The sequence below is a fragment of the Isoptericola sp. NPDC056578 genome, from assembly GCF_042793275.1.
Taxonomy (GTDB): Bacteria; Actinomycetota; Actinomycetes; order Actinomycetales; family Cellulomonadaceae; genus Isoptericola.
In genome coordinates, this window is the sequence record NZ_JBHTVC010000012.1 from 83,691 (window position 1) to 95,976 (window position 12,286).

General features: G+C 74.0%; 12 protein-coding genes. 4 read left to right on the forward strand and 8 right to left on the reverse strand.

What is annotated here, in order from left to right; translation table 11 throughout:
* The first annotated feature begins 42 nt into the window (after positions 1–42).
* Positions 43–540, forward strand: coding sequence for a pyridoxamine 5'-phosphate oxidase family protein (locus ACFQ80_RS07250; RefSeq protein WP_430550251.1), 498 nt, complete (start codon positions 43–45; stop codon positions 538–540).
* Between the two features lie 28 nt (positions 541–568).
* Here ACFQ80_RS07250 and ACFQ80_RS07255 read toward each other — a convergent pair whose 3' ends face one another.
* From ACFQ80_RS07255 to ACFQ80_RS07275, 5 genes are all read right to left on the reverse strand, one after another.
* A complete protein-coding gene (locus ACFQ80_RS07255) occupies positions 569–865 on the reverse strand; it encodes an SHOCT domain-containing protein (RefSeq protein WP_430563162.1) in 297 nt (98 codons plus the stop codon).
* Between the two features lies 1 nt (position 866).
* Positions 867–1,298 (reverse strand): DUF6325 family protein, encoded by a 432-nt coding sequence (locus tag ACFQ80_RS07260; RefSeq protein ID WP_430550249.1) that lies wholly within the window; start codon positions 1,296–1,298, stop codon positions 867–869.
* A gap of 175 nt (positions 1,299–1,473) precedes the next feature.
* Entirely contained in the window at positions 1,474–2,883 is a 1,410-nt protein-coding gene (locus ACFQ80_RS07265; protein ID WP_430563163.1) for an MFS transporter, read from the reverse strand.
* A 118-nt stretch (positions 2,884–3,001) separates the two neighbouring features.
* Positions 3,002–3,625 carry a TetR/AcrR family transcriptional regulator gene (locus tag ACFQ80_RS07270; RefSeq protein WP_430563164.1) on the reverse strand — a complete coding sequence of 208 codons (624 nt, stop codon included), beginning with the start codon at positions 3,623–3,625 and terminating at the stop codon, positions 3,002–3,004.
* A gap of 33 nt (positions 3,626–3,658) precedes the next feature.
* Positions 3,659–4,162, reverse strand: coding sequence for a GNAT family N-acetyltransferase (locus ACFQ80_RS07275; protein WP_430563165.1), 504 nt, complete (start codon positions 4,160–4,162; stop codon positions 3,659–3,661).
* A 116-nt stretch (positions 4,163–4,278) separates the two neighbouring features.
* On the opposite strand from ACFQ80_RS07275, the gene ACFQ80_RS07280 reads away from it, so the two are divergent.
* Positions 4,279–4,860 (forward strand): hypothetical protein, encoded by a 582-nt coding sequence (locus tag ACFQ80_RS07280; protein WP_430563166.1) that lies wholly within the window; start codon positions 4,279–4,281, stop codon positions 4,858–4,860.
* Positions 4,861–4,873: 13 nt separating this feature from the next.
* Here ACFQ80_RS07280 and ACFQ80_RS07285 read toward each other — a convergent pair whose 3' ends face one another.
* Positions 4,874–5,374, reverse strand: a complete 501-nt coding sequence (locus ACFQ80_RS07285) for a pyridoxamine 5'-phosphate oxidase family protein (protein WP_430563167.1) — start codon at positions 5,372–5,374, stop codon at positions 4,874–4,876.
* Between the two features lie 133 nt (positions 5,375–5,507).
* Between ACFQ80_RS07285 and ACFQ80_RS07290 the strand changes: the two genes are divergently transcribed.
* Positions 5,508–8,183: a right-handed parallel beta-helix repeat-containing protein gene (locus tag ACFQ80_RS07290; protein ID WP_430563168.1), complete on the forward strand. Its 2,676-nt coding sequence runs from the start codon at positions 5,508–5,510 to the stop codon at positions 8,181–8,183.
* Here ACFQ80_RS07290 and ACFQ80_RS07295 read toward each other — a convergent pair.
* Positions 8,150–8,560, reverse strand: coding sequence for a VOC family protein (locus ACFQ80_RS07295; protein ID WP_430550242.1), 411 nt, complete (start codon positions 8,558–8,560; stop codon positions 8,150–8,152). The genes ACFQ80_RS07290 and ACFQ80_RS07295 overlap by 34 nt on opposite strands.
* Positions 8,561–8,688: 128 nt before the next feature.
* Between ACFQ80_RS07295 and ACFQ80_RS07300 the strand changes: the two genes are divergently transcribed.
* A complete protein-coding gene (locus tag ACFQ80_RS07300) occupies positions 8,689–9,678 on the forward strand; it encodes a helix-turn-helix transcriptional regulator (protein WP_430563169.1) in 990 nt (329 codons plus the stop codon).
* A gap of 36 nt (positions 9,679–9,714) precedes the next feature.
* On the opposite strand, the gene ACFQ80_RS07305 is transcribed toward ACFQ80_RS07300, so the two are convergent.
* On the reverse strand, positions 9,715–12,204 hold the full coding sequence (locus ACFQ80_RS07305; RefSeq protein WP_430563170.1) for an amylo-alpha-1,6-glucosidase: 2,490 nt from the start codon (positions 12,202–12,204) through the stop codon (positions 9,715–9,717).
* Between the last annotated feature and the right edge of the window lie 82 nt (positions 12,205–12,286).

A 12,286-nucleotide genomic window follows, 5' to 3' on the forward strand; every position in this document is an offset into this window, starting at 1 on the left:
AGGGCGGCGACCGGCGCCGCTTCCGACGGAGGGATGCACGCGATGGAGCAGCAGGAGATCGACGGCGAGCTGGCGGACGCGACGGAGCTGCTCGACTCGCCGTCCGCCCTCCACCTCGCCTACACCGCGCAGGACGGCACGCCGCGGGTCGTGCCGGCGGGGTTCTGGTGGACCGGCCGGGAGCTGGTGCTCTCCACGGCGGAGACGGCGCCCAAGGTCGCCGCGCTCCGGGCCCGCCCGGAGGTGGCTCTGTCCCTCGTGGACGGCGACGCGCCCTCGGGGGCGCGGTCGCTGTCCGTGCGCGGCCGCGCGGAGATCACGATCGTCGACGGCGTGGTTCCGGAGTACCTCGCCGCCGCCGGCAAGGGCATGGCCGGCGACGACCTCGCGCAGTTCGAGCAGGCCTGCCGCGCGCTCTACGACCGCATGGCGCGAATCGCCGTCGTGCCGACCTGGGCCCGCTACTACGACTTCGGCACCGGCCGGATCCCGACGTTCCTCCAGGAGCTCGCCGCGCGAGGCGGCGCGGGGCGCGGCTGAGCCGGACGCCTCTCGCCGGGCTCCCGCGTCAGGACCCGAGCAGCCTGGCCTTCTGGGCGGCGAACTCCTCGTCCGTGAGGACGCCGCTGTCGCGCAGGCGGCCCAGCTTCTCCAGCTGCGCGATGACGTCGTCGCCGCTTGCAGCCGCCGGGGCCGGGGGCGGCGGCGCGTACTGCTGAGGCGGCAGCGCGTACTGCGGCTGGGGCTCCGCGTACTGCTCCTGCGCCGCCCAGCGGCCGGCCTGACGTCGTGACACCCGGTTCGACACCGCGGTCGCGGTGCCCGCGACCACCGCGGTCCGGGCGACCCCTCGTAGCAGTCCCATCTCACTCCTCCTCGAGCGCGTCGAGCGCCGCGACGACGTCGTCCACCGGGATGCGGCCGCTGGACACGACCTCCGCGCCGGCCTCGCGCATGGCGGCGACGAAGGGTCCCGCCCACGTGTTCTCGTACACGATCATCCCGACGGCGCTGCCCGGTTCCACGAGGGAGGCGCCGCGCGCCAGGTCGTCGTCGTCGAGCAGCCCGGACGTCGCCCCCTCGAACACCGCGAGGTCCAGCTGGCCGTCGTCGTCGAGGTCGCTGAGCGCCACCCCGACGACGCCGGTGTCGGTCACCCTCGCGACGCGCAGGTCGAGGATCCGGATGATCCCGCGCTCCACGAGGTCCAGGAGCGCGGCCAGCCCTTTGCCCTGCAGCCTCGCGCCGGGGAACTCCAGGACGAGGTAGTCGATCGGTCCCACCTGCTGCTCTGTCATCGAGGTCCTCCTGCGACGGTGCCAGCCCTGTCGGTCGCGGCACGTGCGGCCGCGACGGACGGGCTGGCATGGGCCCGCGCGCGGCGGGTGCGGCAGCACCCAGCGTCTCTCTCCGCCCGGCGAGCGGCCATGCGACGGCGAGATATCACCCGGCCCGGCCCGGTGATGAGTCCCGTCAGCGACCGTCCCGGGCCGGCGCGAGCGACGCGAGCGCAGCCACCAGGGCGACGACGGCGGCGAACCAGTAGCCGGTGGCGAACGTGTCGAACCCGGGGTCCACCAGGGCCGCGGCGGCGACGCTGGACACGGCCGAGACACCGGTCGCGGCGCCGAACTCGTGGAACGTGCTCAGCGCGCCGGAGGCCACGCCCGCCTCGTGCGGCTGGGCGGCGGAGAACAGGCTCCCGGCGGCCGCGACGAACACGGCTCCCACGCCGAACCCGGCGACGGTGATGCCGACCACGAGCACCGTCATCGAGAAGATGCCGGCCGCCGCGGCCAGGCCGACGGCGGCCACCAGCAGCCCGGCGACGGACACGGTGCGCACCCCGAGGCGGGGCAGGGCGCGGCCGGCGAGGCTCGACCCGAGGATAGTGCCCACCGCGACGGGCAGGAACGTCAGCCCCGTGTCCAGCGGGCTGAATCCGTGCAGCTGCTGCAGCGTGAACGAGCCGAGGAAGAACACGGAGATCATCAGCGCCGTGGCGACGAAGATCAGCCCGAGACCGCGCAGCACCGGCCGCCGGGTGAGCATGGCCGGGTCCACGAGGGGTGCGGCGGACGCGCGCAGGTGACGCGCGAGCAGCACGTACCCGACGACGCCGACGAGCAGGGCGACCAGGGTCGGCGCGCTCAGCCAGCCGGAGTCGCCGGCGGTGACGAGCCCGAACACGACGGCGGCGGTCGCCCCGGTGGCGAGGGCGGCGCCGAGCACGTCGAGCCGCCCGCCCGACCCGGGCCACGGCCGCACCCACCGGAACAGGGCCAGGAGCAGCAGCGCCCCGACGGGGACGTTGACGTAGAACACCCAGGGCCAGCCCGGGCCGGACGTGAGGAGGCCGCCCACCAGCACGCCGACGGCGGCGCCGGCGCCGCCGAGCGCCGACCAGACGCCGATGGCGCGCGACAGCTCGGGCCCGCTGAACGTGCGCACGATGACGGACAGCGCGGCGGGCGACATGGCCGCCGCGCCGACGCCCTGCAGGCCGCGGGCGGCGAGCAGCAGCTCAGGCGACCTCGCGAGCCCGGCGAGCAGCGAGGCGAGCGTGAACAGCGCGAGCCCGGCGAGCACGACGCGCCGTGGCCCGAGGACGTCGGCGGCCTTGCCGCCGAGCAGCATCAGCCCGCCGAAGACCAGGGCGTACACGCTCGCCACCCAGGTGAGGCCGGAGCGGTCGAGGCCGAGGTCGGCGCCCATCTCCGGGAGGGCGATCGCGACCACGGTGACGTCGACGATGAGCATCAGCTGGGCGATGCCGAGCAGCGCGAGGATGCGCCAGCGCCGGGGATCGGGCGCGGCGGTCTGGTCCTGGCCGTTCGGGTCCTGGCCGGTCTTCTCCGGAGCGGGCTGTTCTGACGGGGTCATGGCACGGTCCCTCGATGAGTCGAGCACGAATAAGTCGAACACACCTGTTCGAGTAAATTAACTCGAACAGGCGTGTTCGACAAGAGGGGTGTGCGGGTGACTTCCGGGAGGGGCGGCGTCAGGCGGACAGGGCGGCGAGCGTCGTGCCGCGGACGAGCGCCGGGGCCTCCTCCGCGGTGATCTCGCCGCGGTGCACCGCGGCGGAGGCGCCGTGGAGGATCGCCTGGATCACAGTGAGCTGCCAGTCGATCGGCATGTCGTCGCGGAACTCGCCGACGTCTCGCCCTCGCTCGAGCACGCCGCGCGCGCGGGTCATCGGGCCTTCGTGGGCCCGTCGCATCTCGTCGGGCGGCAGCACCTGGGACCCGGCCACCACGAGCGCCCCGAACCGGTGGGTCAGGTGCCAGGTCGCCTCCAGCATGCGGCCGAGGGCGTCCCGGGGGTCGCCGCCCAGGTCCATCCGCCCCATGGCCTCGTCGGTCTGGGCGATCGCGCGGTCCACGACCTCGCGCACGAGCGTCGCCCGCGAGTCGAAGTGCCCGTAGAGGGTGACCCGGCCGACGCCCGCGGCCTTGACGATCTCGTTGATGCTCGCGTCGGGGTCGGTCGCCAGCACCCGGGTGGCCGCGGCCAGGATCGCCTCGACGTTGCGGACGGCGTCCGCGCGCTTCGCGCGGTCCCGGCCGTCGTTGGCCGGGCCCCTGCCCGTCGTCTCCGTCGTCTGGGCGGGTGTGGTGGCCACGGGCTCCTCCAAGGTCGGACAGTGGTGTCCAGGTTATCGGTCCGGGCTCGTGAAGCGGTGGCAGTCCACCTCGACCGCGCCTCCCGGCACCGGCGCCCGGTGCGCGAACCGGCCCGCGTCGACCCAGCCCTGGCGTGCGTAGAAGCGGCGGCCGGGCGCGTTCCCCGTCGCGACGGCGAGCCACGCGTGCGGGTGTCCGGCGGCGCGGACGGCGTGCTCTGCGTGGCGCAGCAGGGCGCCGCCGACGTCGCCGCCGCGGCCCGCGCGGTCGACGTAGAGCTGGTCCACCTCGTCCCCGGCGACCATGACGAACCCGACGACGGCCCCCCGGCGCGCCGCGACGGTCGTGTCGGCGACGCGCTCGCGGGCGCGCTCCGGGAACGATGCCGGGGTGCGCGCCGCCGCGAGCGCGTCGGGCACGTGGCCCAGGTGCGCGTCCGCCCAGCCCTCGCGCCAGATCCGCGCGACGGCGTCGGTGTCGTCCGCCGTCGCGGGCCGGAGCTCGACCGGCGTGGCCGGCGCGGCCGGTGACGTCATGGTGTGCGGCATCGTCGTCCGCCCTTCCGCTAACTCGAACAAGTGTGTACAGTTTATCGCGCTCGATCGTCAGCGGTTCACCTCACGCGGTTCGCACGCACGAGAGCGAGAAGACCATGACCCAGGACCAGGCGGCAGGCACGTCGACGGCCGCGGCCGACCGGCGTTCGGTGTTCGGCAGGGTGTGGCCCGCGGCGCTCGGGGTGCTCGTCGCGGCGGCGACCGCGATCGGGCTCGCCGACGCGCGCGACGTCGCGCCGGTGCTCGCCGCCTCCGGCCTCGTCTACCTGGCGGCCGCCGCGCTCGGCCGGCCGGCCGCCGCGTGGCCCGCGTTCGGCGTGACCTTCGTGCTGATCGGCGTCGCCAAGGTCACCGACCTCGACCCGACGCCCTGGATGATCGGCCTCGCCGTGGTGCTGGCCGTCGTGGGCCTCGCGGCCGGGCGGAGGCGTCCTGCGTGGTCCTTGCCGCTCCAGGCCGCGGCCATGCTCGTCCTGGGGGCCGCCGCGCTGGCCGCCGTCCGGCTGGACGCCACCGCGGGCGGGCTCGTCGTCGCCGTCGGGCTGCTCGGGCACGCCGCCTGGGACGCCTACCACCACCGCACCGGCCGGGTCGTCGCCCGCTCGCTCGCGGAGTTCTGCGGCGTGCTCGACGTGATCCTCGCCGTCGCGCTCGCCGTGCTCGTGCTGACGGCGTGAGCGAGGGCGCGGGCTAGAGGTCGAGATCGACCTCGCGGCGGACGTCGCGGTCGGGCTCGAGCACGAAGAGTCGCGACACGACGGCGTGGAAGAGGCGCAGCTCCGCGGGCGCGACCACGCGGTCGAGGGTCCACGGGGCCAGGCCCTCGGCGCGGGAGCGGCGGTCGAAGATCGCGAGGCAGCGCTCGCGGTCCGCCTCCGGCACCTCGCCCGCCGTGGCCTCCGCGTACACCGCGCGCGGTCGCCCGTCGACGGGCACCGGGGTCTCGAAGACCACGATCCCCACCGCGGAACGCGCCGCGACGTTGGTCGAGTGACGCGTGCCGAGGCGGGAGACCCAGACGAGCTCCCGCCCCTCGCGGGCGAACCAGACGGGCGTGGCCCACGGGTCCCCTTCGGCGTCCGCCGAGGCGAGGACCAGGTACTTCCCGTCGTCGAGGACCTGGCGCGCGAGCACGGCGTCGTCGTCCGGTACGGAGCCGGGGCTCGGGGGCGGTTCAGGGGCGGGCGTCATCACGGGCCTCCTTGCGGGCGGGACGTCGGTGTCCCCCCCGTGTCTACACCCCAGGTCCGACGCATGGTCTTGCCAGCACGGACGATCGTCGCCACTATGAACATGTCATATGTCTGATCATTGGGGATCTCGCATGCATGCTGGCAGGACGTTCAGGGGACTGGCCGCGGCGGCCGCGGCCGCCGCGATGGTGGCGACGACTGCGGGAGGTGCGGTGGCGGCCCCGCCCGGCTCCGGGACGGGGCGTGGGCCCGTCGTCTACGTCGCGCCGGACGGCGACGACACCGCCGCGGGGACGAAGGGCGCGCCGCTGCGCACGATCGAGGCCGGCCGCGACGCGCTCGCCGGCCGCACCAGCGCGGCCCGGCCGGGCACGGTCGAGATCCGCGGCGGCGAGTACGTGCTCGACGACGCGATCGACCTCGAGGGCCGGGCGAACTCGTGGGTCACGTACCGGGCGTACCGGGGCGAGGACGTCCGGGTGACCGGGGCGCACGAGCTGGCGACCGACGGCTGGCAGCGGCTCTCCGACCTCTCGACCGACGAGCTGGCCGACCCGGCGCTGTCGTCGAACGCCCGCCTGGACACCCCGGAGCTGCGCGACGGCGTGTGGGTCTACGACCTGGGCGCCGCCGGCGTCGACCCGGGCACCCTCTACAAGAACGGCTTCAACTGGCTGCCGCAGCCGTTCGCGCCCGAGCTCGTGGTGGACGGCGAGACCCAGACCCTCGCCGAGTACCCCAACGGCGACGGCTGCACCGGCGCCGACGACGGCTGCTACCTGTACGGCAACGGCGCCAAGTGGAAGGTCGACGGGCAGGGCGACCTCACGCAGCCGGACCTGGTGCACCGGTTCGGGGAGGAGAACGACTGGGCCGCGAGCGGCACGACCCCGCGGGCGCAGTTCGAGGACAAGAAGCAGCAGCTCGACGACCCGGCCCAGCGCGACACCTGGTCGCAGGACGAGATGCGGGCGATGACGCCGCCGCTGTACGAGGTGGGCGGTCGCCTGCTCGACGGCGACCGGTACCAGAGGTGGGCGCCCGAGGCCGTGCCGACGATCGAGGACCGCGGCACGCGCGGGTTCGGCGAGTACGCCGACGTCCCCGTCCAGGCGGACCCGGCGTGGGTCGACGACATCGACAACACCCGCTACGAGACCGAGGGGTGGCTGTCGGGCTACCTCGGCAACAACTACGCGAACGACATGGTGCGGATGCTGTCGTGGAGCGGCACCACGATGTACGCGAAGTACCCGTCGATGTACTGGCCGCGCGACGACTACACCAAGGTCAAGGCCGTGAACGTGCTCTCCGAGCTGGACGCCGACGGCGAGTACTACGTCGACCGCTACGACGACAACGACGTCCTGTACTTCAAGCCCGCCGGTGACGCCGTCGACGGCAAGCAGATCACCCTGCGCGCCTTCGACGACAACCTCTTCCGCCTCGAGGGCACGACCGGGGTGACGATCCGCGGGCTGCGCCTGTCCGACTCGCTGGTCAGCGGCGTCCAGCTGCTCGACGCCGAGAGGACGCTGATCGACGACGTGGAGATCTCCAACGTCAGCATGGACGCCGTGCGGATCGGCGAGACCACCGAGTCGATCACCGCCCTGCCGGACTACGAGACGGTGCGGGGCGGGCACGACAACGTCGTGCAGAACTCGTTCCTGCACGACCTGGGCGGCGGCGGCGTCCTGCTCGGCGGGGGCGACCGCAGCTCCCTGGAGAGCGGCGACAACGTCGCCAGGAACAACGAGATCGCCCGCTTCTCGCAGCTCGCGACGTACACCCCGGCCGGCTACCTGTACGGCGTCGGGAACTCGTTCGAGAAGAACTACGTCCACGACGCGCCGCACATGGCGGTGCAGATCATGGGCAACGACATGAGGGTCAACGGCAACTACTTCGCCGACCTCGTGACGAACGCCGGCGACCAGGGCGTGGTCTACACGGGGCGCGACTACACCTACCTGGGCAACGAGGTGGCGTACAACTTCTTCGAGCGGATCGGCGGTTCCAACGACGCCTTCTACATGGACGACGGCGTCTCCGGCATGCGGTTCCACCACAACGTCGTGAAGGACGCGCACTCCGGCGTGTTCTTCCAGTCCGGGCACAGCAACACCGCCACGGACAACGTGTTCGTGGACGTCGACCGCACCGGCCACGACCAGCTGTACCACCGCAACGGCGAGCGCGGCCTGCCGGTCGCGAACGGCTGGGTGGTGCAGAGCCGCTTCAACGCCTTCCTCGACGTCCGCGAGGGCGAGAAGTACAGCGCCACGCCCGAGGACGTCGCCCGCTGGCGCACGCACTACACGGACGGCAGGGCCAGGTACTCCGACGGCGCGAAGATCCTGTTCCCCCAGATCGACGACTGGTACGTGCCGCGCGTCGCCGCGACGGGCGTCGACTGCCGGGCCGCGGACTACGGCGTCGCCGAGGGCTGCGACCGCGCCACGGTCTGGGAGGACCCGGACTCGGTCTACGTGCCGGCGCGCAACGTGCTCGACCGGTCGGTGATCATCGGGGGCGGCGAGTACGAGTTCGGCCAGAGCTCGTTCGCCGACCCCGCCGCCACCTACCGGCTGGACACCTGGAGCGACCGGATCAACACGAACCTCAGCAAGCCCGGCTCCGTCGAGGCCGCCGGCCTCGACCTGGCGACGCTGAAGTTCTCCCCGCGCGGCGAGGTGGCCAGGACGCTCGGTCGCGACTGGGTCGCGACCTGGAACCGCCTGGTCACGCTCGACGGCGTCGGGCGCCCGGGTCAGGACGTCAGGGAGGCGAGCACGTCGCGGTAGTGGGAGTTCTCCATGACGCCGAGCACGTTGCCGAACGGGTCGACGACGGCCGCGGTGACGAACCCGGGGCCGCGCTCGATCGGCTCCTGGTAGGAGGCGGCTCCCAGCTCCAGCAGCCGCGCGAAGGCGCCGCGGACGTCGTCGACCGCCCAGTAGGCGACGGCGCCCGCGGCGTCGTCGGGCTGCGGGGGAGCGAAGCGCCGGTCCATGATCCCGAGCTCGTGCTGGTAGTCGCCGATGCGGAACTCCGCGTAGGCGAGCGCCCCGCCGGCCTCGCGGGCGAAGTAGGCCTCGGCGCCCAGCACCTCGGCGTACCAGTCGCGGGCGGCGGCGACGTCGTCGGCCAGGTAGGTGATGGTGGTCAGTCCGCGCAGCATGTCGGCTCCCCGTGCTCGGTGTGTGGGTAGGTATCGGTCGGTGTGGTCGAGGCCCGGTGACCTCGTGAGCACCACTCTTCCGTCCAAAGTGCTCACCTGCTGACCACTTTTCATGGCAGTCTCGGACCATGCGCGCCGACCGACTCATCCAGGTGCTGCTCCACCTCCAGTCACGCCCCCGCGTGACGGCGGCCGAGCTCGCCGACGCGCTCGAGGTCTCGGTGGCGACCGCCCGTCGGGACCTCGAGGCGCTGTCGGCCGCGGGCGTGCCGGTCTACCCGCAGCCGGGCCGCGGCGGCGGGTGGTCGCTGCTCGGCGGGTCGCGCACGGACCTCAGCGGCCTCACGGCACCCGAGGCGCGGGCGCTCTTCCTGCTCGCGGGCCCGGGGGCGGCGTCGTCCGACCACGCGAGGGCGGCGCTGCGCAAGCTCGTGCGCGCCCTGCCCTCCACCTTCCGGGCCGAGGCCGAGGCGGCCGCCGCGGCCGTGGTCGTGGACCGCGAGGGCTGGAGCGCGGCCGGCCGCACCCGGCCGCCGGAGGTGGACGCGCTGCAGCGCGCCGTCGTCGAGCGCCGTCGCGTGCGGATCGACTACACGGGCGCGACCGGACGCTCCTCGCGGCGCGTCCTCGACCCCTGGGGGCTCGTCGACAAGGAGGGCGCCTGGTACCTGATCGCGGGCACGGACCGTGGCCCGCGCACGTTCCGCGTCGACCGCATCGGTGCGCTGGACCTCACCGACGAGCCCGCCGTCGTGCCCGACGACGTCGACCTGCAGGCCGAGTGGGACCGCGTCGTCGGCGAGGTCGAGGCGAAGCGGTCCGCGACGTGGGCCACCGTGCGCGTGGCCCCGGAGCACGTCGACGTGCTGCGCGCCCAGTTCGGGCGGCACACGGTCGTGACGGACGCCGACCCCGCCGCCGACCCCGCTGCCCGGGACGCCGGCCGGGTGACCGTGCGGGTCGCCGCGCCCACGCCGCTCGACGTCGCGCGCCACCTGGCCGGCTGGGGCGCGCAGGCCGACGTCGTCGGTCCGGCCGAGGTGCGCGCGGAGCTCGCCCGCCTCGGGACGGAGCTGGTGGCGGCGCACGGCGGAACGACGGCCGGCGCCCGGCCGTGACCGGGAATCACGGCCGGGCGCCGGGGCGGTGCGGCGTCACAGGCAGACGTGCGAGCTGCCCTCCCGCACCGTGGCGCGCAGGGTGGTGCCGGGTCGCGGCGTCACCTGCAGGCGCGCGGTGCCGGTGGCGTTGACGTCGAAGCAGGCGCCGTCGCGGGTGGGCGCGAAGTCGCGCACGACGACGCGCCCGCCGGTCGACCGGAACACGGTCCGCCCGTCCCGCTCCAGCACGGTGGCACCCGGGCTCACCGTCGCGGCGTACGTGTGCCCGCCCACCCGCACGTCGTCCACGGAGTTGCGGCCCGGCAGGGCGTGCGAGCCGAAGGTGACCGACCCGGGCCGGCCCCACGCATCCTCGGCGACGAGCTCGTGCACGGCCATCAGGGGCATGACGTTCGACCAGGTGTAGTAGCGCCACGCGCTGTCCACCGCCGAGGCGTTGATGACCTGACCGGGCTCGGGGTCGAAGTACTCGGGGAAGAAGCCGTTCTCGTCCCAGCTGTCGAGGTACATGCTCGTGCTCTTCGCCGCCAGCTCGCCGGCGGCCTCGTCGAGCCCGTACCGCTTGAGGCCGTCGTAGACCGTCGCGTTCATCGGCGGCCAGACGGCGCCGCGCCACTGCTCGCAGGTGTTCTCCTCGCCCCAGCCCACGTAGTACGTGTACTCGTCGGACGTCGTCGTGGAGACGTCGCCGTTCGCGCAGTACTCCGCGTCGTCGCGGCTGATGCTCGGGATCGCGTACTCGCCCCAGAACTGCTCCGGGTCGAGCAGGTTCTCCTCCACCGTGCGCTGCGCGCGCCCGGGCGTGGCGAGGCCGCCGAACAGGGGGTAGAAGATCGTGGGCGTGACGACGTTCCCCCACGTCCCGTCGAGGTTGCGGTCGAGGTACATGCCGCGCTCGTCGTTCCAGAGGGTGTCGTTCGCGGCACGCTTGGTCCGCGCCAGGACGGCGCTGAACCGGCGGGCGTCGTCGGGTCGGTCGAGCGCGGTGGCGAGCTCGGTCAGCGAGTCGGCCATCAGCGCGTAGTAGGAGGTCAGCGCGACGTCGGTGAGGTCGGTGTTGTCGCGCTCGTCGCCGCTGCCGCCCTCCTTGGCGACGCGGTCGCCCGCGAGGTAGAGGGGCAGGTCGTCGAGGCCGAGGTGGTTGCCGATCTTGCTCGGGTCCGCCTCGTACGGCGCCTCCAGGAGCCCGTCGTCGTTCACGTCCCACTCGGGCAGCTTGTCGAAGAACTCCACGAGCGCGGGGTACGCCTGCTCGACGAGCTCGCGGTCGCCCGTGGCGTCGTAGATCCGCTTGACGGCGTAGGCGTGCATCGGGCCCGCGTGCAGCTGGTCGTAGCGCGGCCCGCCGGAGGCGAACAGCACCCGCTCGTGCTGGCGCGCCAGGTCCGGGTCCACGGTGAGCGCGGTGATCGCGTCCCAGGCGGAGTCCCAGCCGGTGAAGATCGAGTCGTTCTCCGACCCGCCGCGGCCCCAGCCCCACACGAGGAAGCTCTGGCGCGACAGCTCGTCGTAGTTCGCGTTGAGGGCCATGGCGGTGCGCATCGCGGTCGCCGCGCGGCCCGCCGGCCCGCTCCCGCTGAGGGTGCCCTCGTCGGCCTTCGCCCGGGCCCGGGCGAGGGTGCCGAGGATGCTGCCGCGGCCGGGGCGAGCCGTCGGGGGCTCGTCCGCCACGCTCGTGGTGAACGTGATCGTCTCGCCCTCCTCGAGGTCGTACCGCAGGGCCGCCGCGGCGTCGCCCGCGGCGCTCTCCTCGCCCTGCATCGCGGCGACCAGGTCGTCCTCCGACGCGTAGGCCGCGGCCTCGTCCGGCGCCTGCGTCGGGAGCAGGGCGAAGTGGCCGATCTCCGACGGGTCGTCGAGCCCGACCCCGGTGGCGCGGACGCCGCGCTCGGTCACCTCGTAGGAGTTGTCCTCGTCCCACGGCGCCGCGGCCTCGAGGAAGACGGTGGCGTCGGCGTCGCGTGCCGTGACCGACCCGACCAGGGTGTTCGGCGCGGTGCGGGCGAACCGCAGGACGATCGTCTGCTTGTCGCGCTGCGTCTGGTCGTAGCGCGCCTGGAGGGTCGGCAGCTGCTCGCGTGCCTGCTCCACCTGCTCGGCGGACCACTCGTCCGGGTGGTCGAGGATCTCGCGCAGCGCCCCGAGGCGGTCGGGGGTGATGGAGCGGTCGTCGCTGCTGATCTCCACCTCGTAGTACGAGCCGTCCACGGTCACCGGGCCGACGTGGGCGACGTTGTTGAGAAGGCCCTGGTTCTCCCGGACGAGCTTCCCGGCGGACGTCAGCAGGTCGACCCGGAGGGCGAACCGGCTCTCGCCCTCGCCGACGAGGAGGGCGCCGTTGTCGTCCCGCTCGACGTAGCCGGGCAGGGCGAAGGGGCGCTGGAGCCCGACGTCGGTGTCGGGCGGTCCGCCCGCGCCCGTCGCGCCCCCGGCGGGGACGGCGATGGTCGCGAGCAGCGCGGCCGCGGCGCCGAGGACGACGGGCGCGCGGCGCAGGGCTCGGGTGTTCTGGCGGTCGGTCATGGCTGCTCCTGGTCTGTGAGCGCTCACCTGCGTGGACGGAAGGACGGCCGTGCCCGCGCGCGGGGGGGGCGGGGCCCGCCGC